The sequence below is a fragment of the Ruegeria sp. AO1 genome, from assembly GCF_056535985.1.
The window spans coordinates 465,234-484,735 of record NZ_JBQFJC010000002.1; the positions used below are offsets into that span (position 1 = coordinate 465,234).

General features: G+C 59.8%; 16 protein-coding genes. 8 read left to right on the plus strand and 8 right to left on the minus strand.

The features are described from left to right. Positions 1 to 26: 26 nt before the first annotated feature. The 7 genes from mvaD to ACR3FB_RS20350 form a co-directional block, all read right to left on the minus strand. The gene (mvaD, locus tag ACR3FB_RS20320; protein WP_480566754.1) at positions 27 to 1,031 is read right to left on the minus strand and encodes a diphosphomevalonate decarboxylase; all 1,005 of its coding nucleotides are present in this window, start codon (positions 1,029 to 1,031) and stop codon (positions 27 to 29) included. Continuing rightward, entirely contained in the window at positions 1,024 to 1,926 is a 903-nt protein-coding gene (locus ACR3FB_RS20325) for a mevalonate kinase family protein (RefSeq protein ID WP_480566755.1), read from the minus strand. The genes mvaD and ACR3FB_RS20325 overlap by 8 nt, the downstream gene beginning before the upstream one ends. Beyond that, complete coding sequence (locus ACR3FB_RS20330) at positions 1,923 to 3,053, minus strand: mevalonate kinase family protein (protein ID WP_480566756.1); 1,131 nt, start codon at positions 3,051 to 3,053, stop codon at positions 1,923 to 1,925. Before ACR3FB_RS20330 ends, ACR3FB_RS20325 begins: the two co-directional genes overlap by 4 nt. Then, complete coding sequence (locus ACR3FB_RS20335) at positions 3,037 to 4,203, minus strand: hydroxymethylglutaryl-CoA synthase (RefSeq protein ID WP_480566758.1); 1,167 nt, start codon at positions 4,201 to 4,203, stop codon at positions 3,037 to 3,039. The genes ACR3FB_RS20330 and ACR3FB_RS20335 overlap by 17 nt, the downstream gene beginning before the upstream one ends. Beyond that, positions 4,197 to 5,267, minus strand: coding sequence for a type 2 isopentenyl-diphosphate Delta-isomerase (gene fni / locus ACR3FB_RS20340; protein WP_480566760.1), 1,071 nt, complete (start codon positions 5,265 to 5,267; stop codon positions 4,197 to 4,199). The genes ACR3FB_RS20335 and fni overlap by 7 nt, the downstream gene beginning before the upstream one ends. Continuing rightward, positions 5,264 to 6,298 (minus strand): hydroxymethylglutaryl-CoA reductase, encoded by a 1,035-nt coding sequence (locus ACR3FB_RS20345; protein ID WP_480566782.1) that lies wholly within the window; start codon positions 6,296 to 6,298, stop codon positions 5,264 to 5,266. The genes fni and ACR3FB_RS20345 overlap by 4 nt, the downstream gene beginning before the upstream one ends. Before the next feature lie 182 nt (positions 6,299 to 6,480). After that, a complete protein-coding gene (locus ACR3FB_RS20350; RefSeq protein WP_480566763.1) occupies positions 6,481 to 7,239 on the minus strand; it encodes an NAD(P)-binding domain-containing protein in 759 nt (252 codons plus the stop codon). Between the two features lie 165 nt (positions 7,240 to 7,404). Here ACR3FB_RS20350 and ACR3FB_RS20355 point away from each other — a divergent pair, with 165 nt between their 5' ends. From ACR3FB_RS20355 to ACR3FB_RS20390, 8 genes are all read left to right on the plus strand, one after another. Further along, positions 7,405 to 8,307, plus strand: a complete 903-nt coding sequence (locus tag ACR3FB_RS20355) for a LysR family transcriptional regulator (protein WP_480566765.1) — start codon at positions 7,405 to 7,407, stop codon at positions 8,305 to 8,307. Between the two features lie 99 nt (positions 8,308 to 8,406). Beyond that, entirely contained in the window at positions 8,407 to 10,491 is a 2,085-nt protein-coding gene (locus ACR3FB_RS20360) for a hydantoinase/oxoprolinase family protein (protein ID WP_480566766.1), read from the plus strand. Then, positions 10,491 to 12,200 carry a hydantoinase B/oxoprolinase family protein gene (locus tag ACR3FB_RS20365; protein ID WP_480566767.1) on the plus strand — a complete coding sequence of 570 codons (1,710 nt, stop codon included), beginning with the start codon at positions 10,491 to 10,493 and terminating at the stop codon, positions 12,198 to 12,200. Before ACR3FB_RS20360 ends, ACR3FB_RS20365 begins: the two co-directional genes overlap by 1 nt. Further along, entirely contained in the window at positions 12,197 to 13,408 is a 1,212-nt protein-coding gene (locus tag ACR3FB_RS20370; RefSeq protein WP_480566768.1) for an NAD(P)/FAD-dependent oxidoreductase, read from the plus strand. The genes ACR3FB_RS20365 and ACR3FB_RS20370 overlap by 4 nt, the downstream gene beginning before the upstream one ends. Further along, positions 13,408 to 14,181: an HpcH/HpaI aldolase family protein gene (locus tag ACR3FB_RS20375; RefSeq protein ID WP_480566769.1), complete on the plus strand. Its 774-nt coding sequence runs from the start codon at positions 13,408 to 13,410 to the stop codon at positions 14,179 to 14,181. The genes ACR3FB_RS20370 and ACR3FB_RS20375 overlap by 1 nt, the downstream gene beginning before the upstream one ends. Then, the gene (locus ACR3FB_RS20380) at positions 14,178 to 15,392 is read left to right on the plus strand and encodes a pyridoxal phosphate-dependent aminotransferase (RefSeq protein ID WP_480566770.1); all 1,215 of its coding nucleotides are present in this window, start codon (positions 14,178 to 14,180) and stop codon (positions 15,390 to 15,392) included. The genes ACR3FB_RS20375 and ACR3FB_RS20380 overlap by 4 nt, the downstream gene beginning before the upstream one ends. Beyond that, positions 15,389 to 16,228, plus strand: coding sequence for an NAD-dependent epimerase/dehydratase family protein (locus ACR3FB_RS20385; protein ID WP_480566772.1), 840 nt, complete (start codon positions 15,389 to 15,391; stop codon positions 16,226 to 16,228). Before ACR3FB_RS20380 ends, ACR3FB_RS20385 begins: the two co-directional genes overlap by 4 nt. Before the next feature lie 89 nt (positions 16,229 to 16,317). After that, positions 16,318 to 18,360, plus strand: a complete 2,043-nt coding sequence (locus ACR3FB_RS20390) for an oxidoreductase (protein ID WP_480566773.1) — start codon at positions 16,318 to 16,320, stop codon at positions 18,358 to 18,360. Positions 18,361 to 18,454: 94 nt separating this feature from the next. On the opposite strand, the gene ACR3FB_RS20395 is transcribed toward ACR3FB_RS20390, so the two are convergent. Continuing rightward, positions 18,455 to 19,462: an Ldh family oxidoreductase gene (locus ACR3FB_RS20395; protein ID WP_425084547.1), complete on the minus strand. Its 1,008-nt coding sequence runs from the start codon at positions 19,460 to 19,462 to the stop codon at positions 18,455 to 18,457. Between the last annotated feature and the right edge of the window lie 40 nt (positions 19,463 to 19,502).

Sequence of the window (19,502 nt, forward strand, 5' to 3'; positions counted from 1 at the left end):
GACCGCTCAATCTTGTGTCGTGGCTTCTATGCGTTTGACCATTCGAACGGAGATATCACGCGGGCATCAGGAAACGCTTTCAAGACATCTGCCTCGGCTTCTTTCAGGAATACCAGCTTGATATTTGCCCCCGCATCCATCGTGGCATAGGCTGCAAGTCCTTCTGTGCGGGCCTGCCACAGTCGCTGCAGGATCACCCAGCTTTGATCTGTAAGGTAGGTCAGTGCGGGGCGTGCGGCTTGCATGGTCGCGTGCATGGCCAACGCATTTGCCTCGGCCGTTTGGCCCAGAGTTTGAAAGTCTCTCTCAATGACCGCTTGCTCGATGGTCTTGCAGTCCCGCTCGGCCATCTCGGGCCAGCTGGAAAACAGAGGGCTGGTATCGACCGTGTGGTTCATTCCATCGCGGGACGAGTGCAGTTTCGGGCCTGTGTCCACCTCGACAATGGCGATGCGGAATTCAGGCCATACCAGATCAAGCGGCACGCCGTGGCTGTCGCCACCGTCATCGCACACGCCCTTATCCCAGCGCACAAACCCATGCCAGAGGGATCGGGTTGCGCTGCCGCTGCCCAATCGGGCGATCAGGCTCATATCCTGTGCTTGCAGGTCCAACCCGAAACTGCCGCTTAGCGCACTGGTCAGCGCCGCAAAGCCCGAGGCGGAAGATGCCAAACCGGCCGCCGTCGGGATCGTGTTTCTGGTCGAGATCATTAGCGGCACATCGAGGCCACCGCGAAACAGATCCGCAAACGCAAGCGCCTTGCGCGCAAACACCGAGGTCGGCGGCAGAGGCTGACCATCCAGCAAGACCTCATCCGACCCGCTCTGGGATGGCTCGACGGTTGTATGAGACCCCCACTCCGCCAACGAGATCGACAAGGAACTGTTGAGCGGCAGGTTTAACGCTCTGTCCCGTTTGCCCCAGTATTTCGACAACGCGATATTGCTTGGGGCATAGGCGCTGAAGCTTTGAACCTCGTCCGCGTCTCGCATCGCTTGGTTAATGAGGGTCTGAACGGCGTCAGTCATGTATGATCAGTCCTTGGCTGGCCAGTTTCACCGGAGTGAACCCGTCAGGTGGCGTTCCCAGAGCCAGAACGCAATCGCCCAAGCCGGAGCCCGAGATCTTGGCCGCCATGACATTTTCGGCCCGTCGGGCCGATGTGATGATCCGGTTCAAGGTTTCGTCGCTCACGCCCAAATGCTCCATCCGGGTTTGATAGCTTGTGAGGGCGACTGCGAACGCCCCCCAATCGCGGTCATTCGCGGTGCTGATGGCGTGATCGGCCAAGTCGCCCATATCCGCGTAAAGTTCCTCGAACTCGGCCTCTCTTCCGATCATCCGTTCCGCAACCTTTTGCAAGACAATCGCAGTGGGGGTCTTGTAGCCGCAGTATCGCAGGCTGATCGTAGGAGGGTGAGGCAGTGCCACCATCTCTGGATTTGGTGGAGCGCGGTAAGCCAGCATACCACCCTGCAAGCTGGCTGCTAAATCGGCGCCACTGCCGCGGCCCTGAATATCCTGAATGATCTGATAGGCCTTGGAGTGAATACCGTTCAACGGCTGACCCGTGACGGTCAGAACGGCCCCGAGAGCGGCAATGGTCACGGCGGCAGATGACCCAAGCCCAAGCGTCGGGTCAATCTCCGACGAAATCGAGATATCCATCCCTGCGTCAATCGCATCCCTGTGCATTGCGATTGCAGCAAGGACAAACTTGTAGGGCCCTGCAGCTTGAACCTGATCCAAGTCTACCGTTTGCGTTTCGGCAATGTCAGAGGAAAGACGCACCAATTGATCGGTACGTCGTCGCAGCGTTACTGTTAGTCTTTGTTCAATCGCGGCCACGATGGCTCTGGAACCATAAACGACTGCGTGTTCTCCGGTAATCATGACCGATCCCGGTGCGCTGGCCCGTATCATGCATTGGCTCCGTCTGTGCTGTTTTCAGGGGCCTTGCCCATCGCTGCACCTGTCGAGGCCTGACGCAACGCGGACCATTGCATCTGAGGATAGCCCGACATGAAACCGGCCATTTTGTCGTGGTCCTCCATATGCACCAGAACCACCCCGCCAAAATCACCTCGTACAGACCCCGCACCGCAGATTTTGGCCGCACCGCCAATGCCTTCGATCTGTCTGATAAACGTTTGGCACAGGTCCGGCACCACGCCGATCATCTCCAGCAGTCGTTGGTTTTCCGAAATCGCATCGTCCGGGTTATGCCCGGAGGCGATCGCGGTCAAAAACGCGATCGTACAGTCGCCGAAACGTTGCCAAAGGGCGTCGTTCTGCGCGTGTTCGGCCTTGACCGCACTGACGCATTCGCCTGTGGTGCTTTCGGGCCGGCCGTGCAGGACCCAATACCACCCCTTACCCGTCAGCAAACCATGATCCGACGGTAACTCCGGCGCCGCGATACCGGTTTCGCCTGCACGCACAAGGCCACCTCGGACGACTGCGGCGGCATCAATCGGCCCCGCGCGCCCATGCTTGAGGCGCTCGCAAAACCGGACCCGCTCATACCTCTCTTCAAGCGTTTTGGGCCGCTCCAGCAGGTTTTCAAACAACACCGTTGTTGCCGCGACGATGGCGGCAGACGACCCCATACCCGCGCCAATCGGCAGCTCTGACCGACTGGCCAACTGTCCGGGGGCCAGTTTGCTGTTCATCGCACCAATGCCGGGAATCGTTGACCCGGGCGCTGCGAGGCTGTCATGCAACAGCGAGGCCAGAGTATAGACCGCCAGATCATCGGGACGTGTGAGGATCTTGTGGACATCCAACTCACCGCGCGCGAATTTATCAAAGCGTTGATCCAGTGACGATTTGAACTGAGACAACAGTTTCAGAGGGTAGTATTCGCCCGAAGACAGGTTCTCGAACGCAGTCTTCAGGCCTTCACCCAAACCCAGCGGCTGAAACGACACTTCGGTATAGCGGGCCACGGCCATTGCCAGCGCGGGCATGCCGTACAGAACCGAATGCTCTCCGGACAGGATCAGCTTACCGGGCGCGTGGGCCCAGACTTTATCATGCGGTGCGGTCAACGTAGATGCGCTTGTTATCGTCAATGCTTGCCAGTCTGTAGCGCCCCTTTGCCTCGTCAGGCATGGGGGTATCTGTCCCGTCCTCGCCATTCCTCGCGTGCCAAAGGGCAACATATTCATCATATGAGACGGCGGTCCGGTCCTCCAGGATTTCCCGGTGGCGGGATGCAAACAGATGATCGCGGTAGCCTTCGACCACCTTGGCATCAAAGAACTCACCGGTCGCGCCGGAGCCGTAGGAAAACAGTCCTAGGGATTTGCCTGCCAGATCGCTATCGCTGTTCTCCAACGTGGACAGGATCGCGAGGTACATCGATGCGGTATAGCTGTTCCCGACCTGACGATTGTAGATCATCGCCGGCAGAGCGGCCTGCATATCGGCCTCGGCTTTTGCCTCTTTCGCCAGACGCAGATGCGCCTTCTCGCCCATACGCGAGAATGGCAGGTGATAACAGAACTGCGTAAACCCATCGTAGGACAAGCCGCCATTTGCCTGATAATCGCGCCAGGACTCCACCAGCGCCCCAAGATAGCGTAGCGCCGAGTACTTACCGTCAACCAAGGGTGTGCGCCGGTGGTTGGGGCGCCAGAAATCCATGATGTCTTCGGTAAACAGGCCCGAGACAGTGCCGATCTCCAACAGCGTCGGGTCAGCCGTGACCAGCATCGCAACGGCTGAGGCCCCTTGCGTCGCCTCGCCCGAGCTGTCCAGATCATAGCGCGCGATATCAGAGGCGATTACAAGCACTTTACGATCCGGCTTGCGTGCCACATGGGCGCAGGCCATTTGCAGGGCAGCGGTGGCAGAATAACAGGCCTGCTTCAACTCCACATTGCGCAGGTTCGAAGGCAGCCTAAGGAGCCGCTGCACATAGATACCCGCCGATTTCGATTGGTCGATCCCTGTTTCCGTCGCAAACAAGATGGTGTCGATCCCGTCTGCTCCGTGTTGATCAATGATCGGCTTCGCGGCCTCGGCGGCCAAGGTCACAACGTCTTCGTCATGCCCGGGCATGGCGATCTTTTCCTGCCCGATCCCACGTGAGAACTTCGCAGGGTCGATGCCGTGGTGCTGGGCCAGAGTGTCCAGCGAAATATAGCGATGAGGCGTAAAAAAGCTCATCGCGCTGATACCAGTAGAGACTACCAAAACTTTGACCTTGATCGGATCAGTGAGACATTTGCCTTCAGCTGAGATACATCGGCGCAGCCCAAAAGAAACATCGCTGTCTGAAATTCGCGACGTAACTTTTCAATTTGGCGGATGACCTGCGCGCTCGATTCCTGCGCTGCGGCCAAAAACGGCGCGGCCATTCCGCACAGATCTGCGCCAAGAATGATAGATTTGGCCATGTCCACACCGTCTCTTAAACCGCCACTGGCGATGAGTGTTGTTGGATCGGTCTTTTTGACCAAGACGTCCCGAGTTTCAAGCAGACTTTCGACCGTTGTCAGACCCCAATCCTGAAAAACCAGCCCCAGATCGTCCTGCTCGTCTGCGCGGCGGTGATATTCGATCCTGCTCCAGGAAGTACCCCCGCGACCGGCCACGTCAAAATGTCGAATACCGGCGTCATAGGCCAACTCAACATCAGGGCCGGACAGCCCGGCACCAACCTCTTTGATCAGCACGGGCACCGGCATGTTCGAAACGAGATCAGAGACCTTGCCAGACAGGTTGGAAAAGTCACGGTCTCCTTCGACCTGCACGGCCTCTTGCAGCGGGTTGAGGTGCAGGTAAAGCCCGTCTGCCTCAAGCGCCTGAACGGCCTGAAGACAGTGGTCTGCATCTAGCCCTGCGTTCAGCTGCACAGCGCCGATATTGCCGATCAACGGTATACTTGGCGCGGCATCACGCAGTTGAAAACTGCCCCTCGAGGTAGGATCGGCGAACAACACTCGTTGTGAGCCAACGGACATTGCTACCCCGGTCGCCTCAGCCGCCTCTACAAGATTGCGATTGATCCTTGCGATCTCATCCCCGGTTCCGCCCGTCATCGACGAAATCAGCAGCGGAAAGCTGAGAGGCTTGCCCAGAAACCGTGCGCTGGTGTCGACCGCATCCAGATCCAGCTCAGGCAGGGCGCGATGGGTCAGAGAGATCGCGTCAAACCCGCTGCGCCTGCGTTCGACATCGGGGTCTTCCAGAACGGCGCGCAGATGATCCAGCTTGCGCCCGGCCACGCTGCGATCGGCAGGTTTGGGCTTGGTCATCGTTCCAGTTCCATATGGGTGCGCACAAGCTCTCCGGGATTGGTTTGCGCAGCCATCAAGGACAGCTCACCGCACAATACTGCCCCTGCGCAGATGCCAGCCAGCCGACGGGCATTTTCGCCCGCATCGCGTTCCTCTTTGCACCCCATCAGGCGCAGGTTTTCTTCGACCTGCTCATTGCCTTTACCTGCCCCGACCGAACCGACGATCAGGTTCGGCAAGGTGCATGAGAAATACAGATCTTCACCGCGCGCCTCGCAATGAACGATACCTTGGCTGCCCTCAATGATATTCGCGGCGTCCTGACCGGTGGCCAGATAGAAGGCCAGCAGAATGTTTGCGAAATGCGCATTGGCGCTGCGCAGAGATCCCGCAAGATTGCCACCAATCAGGTTTTTTTCGAGATTGAGCGCAACCATCTGCTCTGGCGTTGTGCGCAACATGCGCCGCAGCAGTCGGCCCGGGATTTCCACTTCGGCAATGACGTATTTGCCCCGCCCCAAAAGCCCATTCGCAGCGGATGCCTTTTTGTCGGTACACAGATTGCCCGAGATCGACGCGTAGGCCAAATGCGGCTGGTCGTCCAAGACCCAGTTCAACACCGCCTCAGCCGCCTTGGTCACCATATTGTGACCCGAGGCATCCCCGGTGGAACACTCGATCCGAATAAACAGCAGGTTTCCGGCGATCTGGCGATTTAGCTTGATCAGGCGAGCAAAGCGGCTGGTCGAGGAGATGATCTCGGCCACTTTGTCGGTCTGCGCCTCGATCCGTTGCCAGGCTTGATGCGCCGAGGCCGCATCCTGCGCACGTACGGCGATGGAGCGTGTCATCCGCTCATCAACCAGGGTGACCTGAATGCCGCCTGCATGCCGCGAAACACCCGCGCCCCGCGCGGTGGAGGGCCATAAGGGCGTCTCGAACGTCGCCAGAGGGACGCTGACCTCACCGGACACCAGATCCCCCCTGAACAGAATCGGCCCGACCCATTGGGTTGGAAGCGGGGTCACGAACGTAGATTTGGCGCGCACCTGGTTACCTTTTTCAGTTTCGGTCGACAAAAGCATCTGATCCGATGAGGGGTATCACCAGACCAAAGGGCCAATGTCAAACCGCGAAAGCCAAACATAACGGCCATCGCGGCGATCCCAACGGGTAAACTCATCCCACATCAGCGACATGATGTCGTCGCACCCGCGTACAGTACGGGTAATCAGCCCTCGGATAGACGGGCCGACAAGACCTCGATCCCTTGGACCAGATCGTCATAGGTGTTGCGATCGGCCATGTACTCTCGCAACTGCTGGTTCAGCCCGCCCGGTGTGTTCAACGAGTCGACAAGATCGGCCATCGCGTTCTCGGTCTCCATCGGCGCGGCCATGATCGACCCTCCGATCAACAGGCGCAGGAATTTCTCAGCCTCATGGGCGCTGCCGGTTTTGCGACCCAGCCAGTCAATCCCGACAGCCAGCGATTTCGCCACCACCGACAACAGGGCCTGAGCGGCCAGAAACTCGTTGAAATCACTCTCGGACTTCATGGTGATAACGGTGTTCGAACCACCATAAAGCGCCTCAACAGTTGGTGACGCGGGAAAGACGAGAACCGGAGACCCGCCCGAGGCAATGGATGGGAACGGGATCATCAACGTCTCGAACGTGGCCGGTGCAACGAGGGCCTGAACCTGTTCCGGCGAGATGCCAACCATGAACGAGATCACCCGCTGGCCTTCGCGAAACCGCAGCGCGGACAGCATCATCTCGGCCTGTTCGGCGGTCGATCCGACAAAGACCACGTCACTGGCATCCAAAACACCCTGATTGTCAGCCACGGTCACATTGTCGAAGCGAGCCGATAGCTCGGATGAGTTGGCCCGGCTTCTTTCGCTGACAACAATGTCATGCCCATCGCTGACCAGACCTTCGGCGCAGGCCCGCGCAATGGTTCCAAACCCAAGATAGCCAAGCCTCATGTTTGCCTCCTGTTTTCCGGCAAGTGGTCGAGTCGCCCCGTTGATCGCTCTATTCGCCACCGCACGCAAACCAATTCTCTGCCGACCAGACATCAAATGGACGGAACGGACGGGTTCTTTCCCTGAACGATTGACGGTCAGTTTCCCTGATGCTCAAAAGCTTGAATGATAAAGAACCAAATCACTCTCAAACAGCTCGAAGCCTTCACCTTCGTAGTCGATATGGGAACCTTCCGCGCCGCAGCGAACGCGCTTGCCACGACGCAGCCCAATATCTCTTCACGCATCGCCACGCTGGAAGATGCGTTGGGCACAAAGCTATTGTATCGCGATGCAGGCTCCGTACGTCTGACAGCGAAAGGAGAGTCGCTGTTGGAGAAAACCAGAACGGTTCTCCGCGCAACCGAAGCCTTGCTGGAAGAGGCCGACCGACAAGATCTGATTCAGGAGCGGTTGCGTCTTGGCGTCACCGAATTGGTCGCCTGCACATGGCTGCAAGATTTTCTGCGGTGCCTAAAACAGCACTATCCCAATCTGAGCGTCGAGCTTGTGGTAGACCTGTCCAGCACAATTGATGAAAAGCTGCTGGAGGGGCAGCTTGATCTTGCGGTGCAGAACGGGCCATTCAAAACGGAACTGGACGGGACAAGGGAACTGACCGGCGAAGACTATGTGTGGGTGGCCAATACGACACTCGCTTCGGCTTTGCCCGAAGGGCGCAACGTAGACCGGTTTTTCGCATTCTCCGTTCTGACCCATGCTCGCCACACCCTTGCAGGGCACAGCCTGCACGCGATGGCGCAGGACCGCGGGCTGGACGCGCAAAAAATCGTGCATTCAAACGCTTTGTCCGCTTGCGTTCCGATGGTATCGGAAGGCCTTGGGATCGCGTTGCTGCCGCGCCCTCTGGTTCAACGCGAGATCGACACGGGCGCCCTGTTGGAACTTCAATCCGACTGGACAGCCGAGCCGCTGCGGTTTTTTGCCCGCTACGACGCAACGCGGACCGCACGCTTCGTGGAACATGCGGCGGAAATCGCCGCTCAGCTCAGGCCACAAAGAGGATAAAGAAAACTGATCAGGAGTAGAAATACAAGCAATTTGATTTTTTGTCCCGAGCTGGGTTTTAGTTGCGTTTGACAGGTACTCTTTCAAGCGGGCACGGGCATGACTTCACACTCTATCCGACTGGGCGTTGATATCGGCGGCACCTTTACCGATGTGGTTCTGGAAAAGGATGGACAGACATTTTCAACCAAAGTGCTGACAACCTATGCCGCGCCAGAAAACGCGATCATCGATGGGATGCAGCGGGTTTGTGACAAGGCCGGGGTCACTCCGGGCCAGATTGACCAGATCATCCACGGCACCACGCTGGCGACCAACGCGCTGATCGAACGCCGTGGGGCGAAAACGGCGCTGATTACGACGGAAGGGTTCCGCGACGTGATCGAAATGCGCACCGAAAGCCGGTTCGAGCAGTATGATCTGAACCTCAAACTGCCTGACCCGCTGCTGCCACGCCACATGCGCTTTACCGTTCCCGGCCGCGTCGATGCCCGTGGCGAAGTTCTGGTTGATCTGACCCGCGCCGATGTCGAAGCCGTTGTGGATCGGATTGCGCAAGCCGGGTTTGAATCGGTGGCGGTAGGGTTGATCCACTCCTACCTCAACTCAACGCATGAGCATCTGGTGCGCGAGGTTCTGGCCGAGAAACTGCCTGACGTTTCGGTTTCGATCTCTTCCGAGATTTCGCCTCAGATGCGCGAATATGAGCGGTTCAACACGGTGGTTGCCAACGCATATATCAAGCCACTGATGGCCTCATACCTGGGTCGCCTCGAAGATCAATTGCGCGCCCAAGGCGTCAAATGCCGGATCTTCCTGATGCATTCGGGTGGCGGCATCATCTCAATCCAGAATGCGGCGGAGTTCCCGGTGCGGCTGGTCGAAAGCGGCCCCGCTGGAGGTGCGGTTTTTGCGGCGCATATTGCGGCACGCTACGGTTTGGACAAAGTGCTGAGTTTTGACATGGGCGGCACCACGGCCAAGATCTGCCTGATCAAGAACCAGACGCCCAAAACCAGCCGCGTGTTTGAAGTCGCGCGGACCTATCGGTTCAAGAAAGGCTCGGGCATGCCGATTTCGATCCCGGTGATCGACATGGTCGAAATCGGCGCGGGCGGCGGCAGCCTGGCTCATGTGGACGGGATGCGCCAGATCCGCGTGGGCCCGGAAAGCGCCGGGTCGGAGCCCGGCCCGGCCTGCTACGGACACGGCGGCACACGCCCCGGCGTTACGGATGCCGATTTGGTTCTCGGCAAGCTGGACCCGAACAACTTCGCCGGTGGTTCGATCGTTTTGAACCCGGACAACTCCAAATCCGCGCTGACCGACCATATTGGCCGCACGCTGGACATGGACCCGATTGAGGCCGCCTTTGGCGTGGCCGAGGTGGTGGACGAAAACATGGCCAACGCAGCACGCGTCCACGCCGTTGAGAATGGTGAAGACCTGAGCGAATACACCATGATCGCCTTTGGGGGCGCAGCACCTCTGCACGCCGGACGTCTGTGTGAAAAGCTTGGGGTCGAACGCCTGCTGGTTCCGCCGGGGGCCGGGGTCGGCTCGGCCATCGGGTTTTTGCGCGCGCCTTTCAGTTTCGAGGCCAACCGCTCGGTCTATATGAAGCTCAGCGATTTTGACGCGGGACGGATCAGGCAGCTTTTGTCCGATCTGAGGGCCGAAACAACGGGCTTTGTGCGAACCTGCGATGCGGTCAGTCCGATCCGGACCGATTTCAAAGCCTATATGCGCTATTCCGGTCAGGGATGGGAAATCCCGATCGAACTGACCGAAGAACAGGCGAAGAATCCCGAAGCCGCCACCTATCAGGCCCGGTTCGAGGAAGGCTATACCAAGCTCTTTGGCCACCCGGTCGCGGGTATGGATATCGAGATCACCGTCTGGTCCGTCAACGCTAGCACCCCGCCTGAAGAGGTCGCGCCGATTGCCGTCACGGACGCAACAGGCCCGGCCATGTCCGAAGGCACGCGACAGGTCTTTGATGCTGCATCCGGCCGTTACCTGGACGCAGATACCGTCGACCGCGCAAGCATGCAGACCGGACAACGCGCGCAGGGGCCTGCGGTCGTAACAGAGGATGAAACAACCATCGTCGTCCCCGCCAGCCGGGACGCCATCCGCCAGCCCGATGGCTGCATCGATGTTGTGACCAAAGGAGCCGCGTGATGAGCAACGAGCAGTCCAAAGTCACCTATCAGGTCATGTGGAACCGACTGATCTCGGTTGTTGAGGAACAGGCGCAGGCGTTGGTTCGGACGGCGTTCTCAACCTCGGTCCGCGAGGCCGGGGACCTGTCGGCGGGGGTCTACGACACGCACGGGAACATGCTGGCGCAGGCTGTGACCGGCACGCCGGGCCATGTGAACGCGATGGCAGATGCGGTTGCACATTTCATTCGCCGAATTGGCCGGCAGAACATGCATGAAGGCGACGTCTACATCACCAATGACCCGTGGGAGGGTACAGGCCACCTACATGACATCACTATGGTCACCCCATCCTTTCGCAAGGGCGCATTGGTCGGGTTCTTTGCCTGTACCGCGCATATCGTGGATATCGGCGGGCGCGGCTTCGGGGCGGATGCTCAAAGCGTCTATGAGGAAGGGCTGTACATCCCGATCATGAAGTTTGCCGACCGTGGCGATGTGGATGAAACGCTGGTGCGCCTCATTCGCGGCAATGTGCGCGAGCCGGATCAGCTTATCGGAGACATCTACGCTCTGACCACCTGTAACGAAATCGGCCACCGCCGTCTGATCGACATGATGGAGGAGTTCGACCTCGAAACCCTCGATGGGATCGCCGCATTCATCCTCGACAATTCCCGCCGAGCGACGCTGGAGCGTATCGCCGCCCTGCCTCAGAAAACCGCTGAGGGTGAAATGACGATGGACGGGTTTGATACTCCGATCACGTTGAAGGTCAGGATCAGCGTCGAAGACGACAGGATCGTGACCGATTTCAATGGCACTTCGGGGGTGGACAAGAAAGGGATCAATTGCCCGCTGGTCTATACCAAAGCCTATGCCTGCTACGCACTCAAGGTCGCGATTGCGCCCGAGATCCCAAATAACGCAGCATCATTGGCCCCGTTTGAAGTCACCGCACCCGAGAACTCGATCGTGAATGCGCTGCACCCGGCTCCGGTCGCACTGCGCCATATCGTGGGCCATTTCGTGCCCGATGCGGTCTATGACGCGTTCGACAAGATCGTTCCCGGCCTCGTCCCCGCCGAAGGCGCGGGATGTTTGTGCAACTTTCAGGTCAGTCTGCGCCCCCGCACCGATGCCCCGGCCCCTAAAGGCGCCCGCCGGTCCGAAGTGCTGACCTTCAACTCGGGCGGGTCCGGCGCAAGGCAGGAACACGACGGAATGAACGCCACCGCCTTCCCCTCGGGCGTCATGACCATGCCGATTGAGGCCACCGAACACGCCGGTCCGGTCATCATCTGGCGCAAGGAACTGCGGCCCGACAGCGGCGGTGCTGGGAAAACGCGCGGCGGGCTGGGACAGTATATGGAGGTCGGCGCGCAAGAGGGGTACGAGTTCGACATTCAGGCCATGTTCGACCGCAGCCAATACCCCGCGCGCGGTCGCCGTGGCGGGGGAAATGGGGCACCAACGACCATTGCCCAGGACGACGGATCCGACATGCGGGTCAAAGGTAAACAGTTTGTACCACACGGGCGCAAAGTCGTGATGGCGTTCCCCGGCGGTGCTGGCTACGGTGACCCGTCGGAACGGTCAAAACAGATGGTGAAGCGTGATCTGGCGCTCGGCTATATTTCAGACGAAACAGCATCACGCGACTATGGCTTGACGGCATCCGAGATCTCCGAGATCCACCGTGCCGTTGCAAAAGGAGAATACGAATGAGCAACCAGAGCCCGGCCCGGCAAAGCTATGACGTAGTGATCATAGGCGGCGCGATCATGGGTGCCTCGACCGCTTGGTTCCTGTCGGACAATGCCGATTTCAATGGCTCAGTTTTGGTGATCGAACGCGACATGAGTTTCGCCTCATGTTCGACCGGGCATACAAATTCTTGTATGCGGCAGCAATTCTCGGCCGAACTGAACGTGCGGATCAGCCAGTTTGCCGCCGACTTCGTGAAGAACCTGCGCGGCTATATGGGTGGAGACGACCGGGTGCCCGAGCTTTCGATCCATTCCTTTGGCTACATGTATCTGGCCGACACCGAAGGCTTTGCCAACGTGCTGCGCGAGAACCAGAAAGTGCAGTTGGCGGCAGGGGCGGCAACGCAGCTGATGAACGCAGATGAGATCAAGGCCGCCTATCCGTTCTACAACGTCGATGACATCGTTCTGGGCTCGATCAATCTGATTGACGAAGGCTATTTCGACGGTGCGGCCCTCGATCACTGGTGGCGGCGGCAAAGCCGTGAGCGTGGCGTCGAATGGATCCAGAACGAAGTCGTCGAGATCACGCGAAACGCCGCAGGCACCAAGGTCGAAAGCGTCACGCTCGCCTCGGGCGAAGTCATTGCGTGCGGACAGGTGGTCAACGCGTCCGGCCCTCGGGCCGCCAGAACCGCGCAAATGGCGGGGATTGACGTGCCGGTCGAACCCCGCAAACGCTATTCCTGGATTTTCAAGGCCGAACAGCCACTAGACCGCGACCTGCCGTTGACCATTGATCCATCGGGCGTTCATGTGCGCGAGGTCGGAGGCGGCACGTATCAATGCGGCGGGCATTCTGACATCGACCCGGCGGTGGATTTCGATGATTTCAACATGGATCACGCCTTCTGGGAAAACCACGTCTGGCCCGTCCTCGCCACGCGTATCCCGCAATTCGAAGCGATCAAGCTGCAAAGCGAATGGGCTGGGCACTACGCGATGAACACCTTCGATCACAACGCGATCATGGGTCCGCATACCGAGCTGTCGAACTTCATTTTCCTGAACGGGTTCTCGGGCCACGGTCTGCAGCAATCTCCGGCGATGGGGCGTGGCACGGCCGAGTGGCTGACCTATGGCGAATACCGCGCGCTCGACATGACGCCCTTCAACTACCAACGTATCCCGGCCGGACAACCAATCATCGAAAAGGCAGTGATCTGATGGAGCTAATACGCAACCGTTTCACCCATGCGATCGCAAATGGCGACAAACAAGTTGGTGTTTGGGTCAGCCTGTGCAGTAACACTGCAGCCGAAGTCATAGCCACCGCAGGTTACGACTGGGCGCTGATCGACATGGAGCATAGCGCGAACGACTATCACAGCGTGTTGTCGCAGCTGCAGGCCTTCGAGGCGTATCAGACCACAGCCCTTGTCCGCGTCGAATGGAATGATGCGGTTGTGGTCAAACGCCTGCTTGACCTCGGCGCGCCGGGGCTTCTGTTTCCGATGATCCAATCGGTGGAAGAAGCCGAGCGCGCGGTCGCGGCCACGCGCTATCCCCCGCGCGGCGTTCGTGGGATGGCCGGCGCAAGCCGCGCAACGGGTTTTGGGCGGATCAAGGACTATGCGACGCGCTGCGAAGACGAGCTGACGGTTCTGCTGCAAGTGGAATCTCGCAACGCCTTGGAACAGGCCGAAGCCATCGGCACGGTCGATGGTGTCAGCGGCATCTTCTTCGGCCCGGCGGATATCGCCGCCGATCTTGGTCATGTCGGCAATCCCATGCATCCCGAGGTCTGGTCGGAGATCAGAAAAGCCGCCCAGAAACTGATCGCGCGCGGAGTGCCCGTGGGGACCCTAGTCACCGACCCGGCCTTTGCGGCCGAGCTTTTGAACGAAGGGTTCACCTTCGTTGCCAACGCTATTGATACCGGCCTTCTGGCGCGTGCAGCGGATACGGCTCTAGCCCAAACGAAAGATCACCTGAAATGAGCTTTGCCGCCTCGCGCCTTGCATCCGTGAAACCCTCGGCCTCGGCTTGGGTCAGCCAGGCCGCCAAAGAGGCCCGCACGCGGGGTGAGGATGTCATTGATCTGGGCCTCGGAGAGCCCGATTTCGACACGCCCGACCACATCAAACACGCCGCACATCAGGCCGCTCTGGCGGGTGAGACCAAATACCCGCCCACCAACGGCACCCTGACCATGCGGCAGGCGGTTGTCGACAAGCTGCAGCGTGAAAATGATCTGACCTATGCACCCGATGAAGTCATCGTCTCGAACGGGGCCAAGCAGGTGCTGTTCAACGCCTTCATGGCCACGCTCGAGCCGGGCGACGAAGTTCTCCTCTGCGCGCCTTACTTTGGGCAATACAAGGACATCGTGCTGATCCTTGGCGGTACGCCCGTCACCATCGAATGCCCGGCTGAAGAGGGTTTCCGCCTGACGCCCGACAGGCTGGCGGCCGCGATCACACCCAAGACACGCTGGCTGTTGCTGAACCAACCGTCGAACCCCTCGGGCGCGGTCTATTCGGACGCTGAGATTGCGGCCCTTGGCGCGGTTCTGGAACAACAGGACCGCATCCTGATCCTGTCTGATGAGATCTACGAACACATCCTGTTCGACAATCGCGTCTTCCGGTCTTCCGCAGCCCTGTGCCCGACGCTGAAAGATCGGACACTGACGGTGAACGGGGTCTCCAAGGCCTATGCGATGACCGGGTGGCGCATCGGCTATGGCGCTGGCCCGAAAGAGCTGATCGCCGCGATGACCAAGGTACAAAGCCAGATTTCCTCGGGCGCTTGTTCGATCGCGCAGGCCGCAGCGGCGGCTGCTTTGAACGGTCCGCAGGATGAGGTCCGCCGCTTCCGCGCCGCGTTCGAAGCTCGTCGCGACCTTGTGGTCGAACGTATCCATGACATTCCCGGCCTGACGCTCGACCCGCCGGGCGGGGCGTTCTACGGGCTGATCGGCTGCGAGGGCCTGATCGGGGCCACGACGCCCGACGGCGCAACCCTGACCTCGGATGCCGATGTCACCGCCTATCTTCTCAGCGCAGCCGGTGTGGCGGCTGTTCCCGGCAGCGCCTATGAACTGTCGCCCTTTTTCCGCATTTCGACAGCCGCGTCCGAAGACGTTCTGAACACGGCCCTGAACCGCATCGCCGATGCCGTTGCCAATCTGAAAGGAGTTCGCCCATGAAGAAACTTGTCCTCACCGGCGCAGCGGGGCGGCTTGGATCATATTTGCGCGGGCCGCTTTCGAAACTGTTTGATGAGCTGGTCTCCTCGGACATTGCCGACAGCATACCCAACCTCGCGCCGAACGAAAGCTACGTGAAGGCCGATCTTGCCGATCTTGAAGCCATGACAGAGCTGCTGGAAGGCGCGGATATGGTGGTTCATTTCGGCGCCATCGCGGATGAGGCCCCGATGGATGTGCTTTGGGGCCCGAACTTCTACGGTGCCTATACCGTGTGGGAGGCCGCCCATCGCAACAATCTGCGGCGGGTGATCTATGCCTCGTCGATCCATGCGGTTGGCATGCACAAAAAGACTGATTTCATCGGCATCGACGCGCCACACAGACCAGACACGTTCTATGGGCTTGCCAAATGCTTCGCCGAAGACCTCGCATCGCTTTACTGGGACAAACGCGGGCTCGAGGCCGTCTGCCTGCGCATCCTGTCTTGCGCGCAGGTCACGAACAGTCGCGCGGTTGGGACGTGGCTCAGCTATGATGATCTGGTCCATATGGTGGAACAGGCGATCAAGACCCCGGTCACAGGTTTCAGCATCGTCTATGGCGTGTCCGACAATGATCGCGCGCCCGTCGACAATTCCAAGGCGCGGCATCTGGGTTTCCGTCCCAAGGACAATGCCGAGCAATTCGCCGATGAGATCTTTGCCAAGGACGGCCCGCTTGACCCCCTTGATCCCGCCAATATCCATCACGGTGGCCCATTTGCCGCCGTTGACCTGGGCAGCAGCGGTATGGCGCACTTGAACCTGAACGCAGACGATACGGCGAAGGAGTAAGCGTCAGCTCGTCCTCCTAGCCAATTTCTGTCCAAAACACACCGGGCCCTCTTCTCTGAAAAAGCCAGCTTTGCCGTGGGAACAGCGCAATGAGCAACGATCCACTTCTGCAGCCATATCAGTTAAAGCACCTCACCCTGCGCAATCGGATCATGACAACCAGTCATGAACCCGCCTATCCCGAAGACGGTATGCCCAAGGATCGCTACCGCGCCTATCATGCGGAACGCGCCAAGGCCGGTGTTGCGCTGGCTATGACGGCTGGGTCGGCCTGTGTGTCCAAAGACAGCCCTCCAGCGTTCAACAACGTTTTGGCTTATCGTGACGAGGTGGTGCCTTGGATCAAAAACCTCACGGATGAGCTGCACGATCACGGCTGCGCAGTGATGATCCAGCTGACCCATCTGGGCCGCCGTACCGGTTGGAGCAAAGGGGATTGGCTGCCCTCGGTCGCACCGACGCATCATCACGAAACCGCGCATCGCTACAATCCCAAACTCATGGAGGATTGGGACATTGCGCGGGTCATTCAGGAATATGCCGATGCGGCCGAACGCATGAAGGCAGGCGGCATGGATGGACTGGAAATCGAGTGCTACGGCCACCTGCCCGACCAGTTCTGGTCGCCGCTGACGAACGAACTTGAGGGACCGTATGGTCCACAAACGCTGGAAAGCCGCACCCGTTTCGCGCGAGAGGTTCTGGCCCGCATGCGCGACAAGGTGGGTGATGAGTTCCTTCTCGGCGTTCGCTTCTCGATGGACGAAACCACCCCCGGCGGTGTGAGCGAGGAGGAAGGGTTCCGCATCGCGCGTCTTCTCAGGGATGAGGGGCTGGTCGATTTCCTCAACGTGACGCGCGGGCGGATCGATAGCGATGCCGCGCTGTCAAAAGTGATCCCGTTGCAAGGGTCTCCCGCTGCACCGCATCTGGATTTCGCGGGCCGGATGCGCGCCGAGATCGGCCTGCCTACTTTCCACGCCGCCCGCATTCCGGATGTTGCCACCGCCCGCCATGCCGTGGCCGAAGGACGTCTGGACATGGTCGGCATGACTCGCGCCCATATGGCTGACCCGCATCTGGTGCAGAAGATCGTCGAGGGGCGCGAGGACGATATCCGGCCCTGCGTCGGTGCCACCTACTGCCTCGATCGTATTTACGAAGGTGGCGAGGCACTGTGCATCCACAACGCCGCAACCGGGCGCGAGCTGACGATGCCGCATCTGATCCCAGTGGCCGAGACCCCGCGCAAGGTTGTAGTCGTCGGCACCGGCCCCGGCGGGCTGGAGGCCGCGCGGGTTGCCTCCGCACGTGGTCATGACGTGACGGTGTTCGAGGCCGCCTCGGACCCCGGCGGGCAGATACGCCTGACCGCGCAGTCCCAAAGGCGGCGCGAGATGATCGGGATCATCGACTGGCGCATGGCCCAATGCGCCGCGCGGGATGTGAGTTTTCACTTCAATACCTGGGCCGAGGCCGGGGACGTCACCGCCCTGAACCCGGATCTGGTCGTCGTGGCGACCGGCGGGCTGCCTCAGATGCGGCTCTATGAGCAGATGGAGGATCTGCCCCATGTCATCACCTCATGGGACATCCTCTCGGGTGACGTGAAAGCCTGTGGCGATGTGTTGATCTTCGATGAGGCTGGCGATCACGCCGGGCTGCAAGCCGCCGAGATTGCTGCTGACACCGCGCAGGTCGAAATCATGACCCCTGACCGCAGCTTTGCCCCCGATGTGATGGGGCTGAACCTCACGCCATATCTGACCAACCTGCAAGACAAGGACGTGACTCTGACCGTGGCGCGGCGCCTCAAGGGCGTCCGGCGAGACGGGAACAGCCTGATCGCCGAGATCGGATCAGATTACAGCGCAAAATTGCAGGACCGGCCCTATGATCAGATCATTCTGAACTATGGCACATTGCCGAATGCCGACCTGTATTTCGACCTCAAGCCCCTGTCTTCAAATCTGGGACAGGTCGATCATGACGCGTTTATCAACGGCCAGCCGCAAAACCTTGTTGCGAACCCAGAGGGCCGCTTCCAGCTGTTCCGTATCGGAGACGCCATCGCCGCGCGCAACACGCACGCGGCGATCTACGATGCCCTGCGCCTGTTGAAAGACCTCTGACGCAGGACTTCTAGGCCTAGTGGTATCCGATCGACCTTTAGAGTCGCTGCGCACAGCGCGCTCGGGTCAATCTCTGTTCCGCAGCGATGTCACCTCAGAGAAGCGCGCGCACTTTTTCCAGCAGTGCCGCGTTTACGGCAACGCCTTCGGTTGCTGCCCGCTCGCGGCAGGTGTGGCGGCCGTCGCCCGGCAGGCGCGCGCCATCTTGGTCGCGGAACGCGGCAATCAGTTCACCCAGCTTCTCTTGGAATGCTCCGCCCGAGGTCGCCTGCGGGTCAATCGCTATGAAGAACTGCCCTGTTTTAGGCGGGCCACCCGCGGTGCCCGAGAACGGGCTGGCGACCGAACCCAGCGTTGCGCCGGTCATCGCGGCGGCCATCAGTTCAACCGTCAAAGCAATTCCTACGCCTTTGTAGTCGCCCGATGGGACCATGGAGCCCTTTAGGCCAGCCTCAGGGTCTGTGGTGGGCTGGCCGTCCGCGTCCAAAACCCAGCCTTCTGGTACGGGCTTGCCTTCGCGGGCATGTTTCATGACTTCGCTTTTGGCGATGGTGCTGGCGGACTGGTCGATCAGAAGCGCCGCGTTTCCATCCGCATCGGGGGCCGAGATCGAGAACGGGTTGGTGCCGACAACCGGCTTTGCCCCACCCGACGGCGCGATTGAGGCCGGCGCGTTGGTGAAACCGATCCCCATCAGGCCTGCCTGCGCCAGACGCTGGGTATGCACACCCAGAACGCCGCAGTTATACGAGTTGTTGATGGCCAGAACCGCAACACCTTGCTCGCGCGCCAGCGGGATCAGCTTTTCGAACCCCAGATCAATCGCGCTGTGGGCGAACCCGGTGACCGCGTCCACTGTGACGACTGCAGGGCGCGGCTGGGCAACGATAGGCTTGGCGGCTCCGTCAACCTTGCCGCATTCCACGTGCTGCGCATAGATCGGGATGTAGGCCAACCCGTGCGAGGCGACGCCATCCGCTTCGGTCATTGCTGTCGCAACGGCAAGAGGGCGCGCATTTTCCTCGGATGTCCCGGCTTTGACAAGAGCGCGGAAGGCCAGATCTTCGATCTCGGCTAGACTCAGGGTTTCGGTGGCGGTCATTCTTCTTTTCCGTTCGTATCTATGTACCCCTTTTCGCAAG

Bases quoted from the DNA above. Each gene is read 5' to 3' on its own strand.
- mvaD (WP_480566754.1), bottom strand. From the start codon at position 1,031: ATGACTGACGCCGTTCAGACCCTCATTAACCAAGCGATGCGAGACGCG.
- ACR3FB_RS20325 (WP_480566755.1), bottom strand. From the start codon at position 1,926: ATGATACGGGCCAGCGCACCGGGATCGGTCATGATTACCGGAGAACAC.
- fni (WP_480566760.1), bottom strand. From the start codon at position 5,267: ATGACCAAGCCCAAACCTGCCGATCGCAGCGTGGCCGGGCGCAAGCTG.
- ACR3FB_RS20350 (WP_480566763.1), bottom strand. From the start codon at position 7,239: ATGAGGCTTGGCTATCTTGGGTTTGGAACCATTGCGCGGGCCTGCGCC.
- ACR3FB_RS20355 (WP_480566765.1), top strand. From the start codon at position 7,405: ATGATAAAGAACCAAATCACTCTCAAACAGCTCGAAGCCTTCACCTTC.
- ACR3FB_RS20360 (WP_480566766.1), top strand. From the start codon at position 8,407: ATGACTTCACACTCTATCCGACTGGGCGTTGATATCGGCGGCACCTTT.
- ACR3FB_RS20365 (WP_480566767.1), top strand. From the start codon at position 10,491: ATGAGCAACGAGCAGTCCAAAGTCACCTATCAGGTCATGTGGAACCGA.
- ACR3FB_RS20370 (WP_480566768.1), top strand. From the start codon at position 12,197: ATGAGCAACCAGAGCCCGGCCCGGCAAAGCTATGACGTAGTGATCATA.
- ACR3FB_RS20375 (WP_480566769.1), top strand. From the start codon at position 13,408: ATGGAGCTAATACGCAACCGTTTCACCCATGCGATCGCAAATGGCGAC.
- ACR3FB_RS20380 (WP_480566770.1), top strand. From the start codon at position 14,178: ATGAGCTTTGCCGCCTCGCGCCTTGCATCCGTGAAACCCTCGGCCTCG.
- ACR3FB_RS20385 (WP_480566772.1), top strand. From the start codon at position 15,389: ATGAAGAAACTTGTCCTCACCGGCGCAGCGGGGCGGCTTGGATCATAT.
- ACR3FB_RS20390 (WP_480566773.1), top strand. From the start codon at position 16,318: ATGAGCAACGATCCACTTCTGCAGCCATATCAGTTAAAGCACCTCACC.
- ACR3FB_RS20395 (WP_425084547.1), bottom strand. From the start codon at position 19,462: ATGACCGCCACCGAAACCCTGAGTCTAGCCGAGATCGAAGATCTGGCC.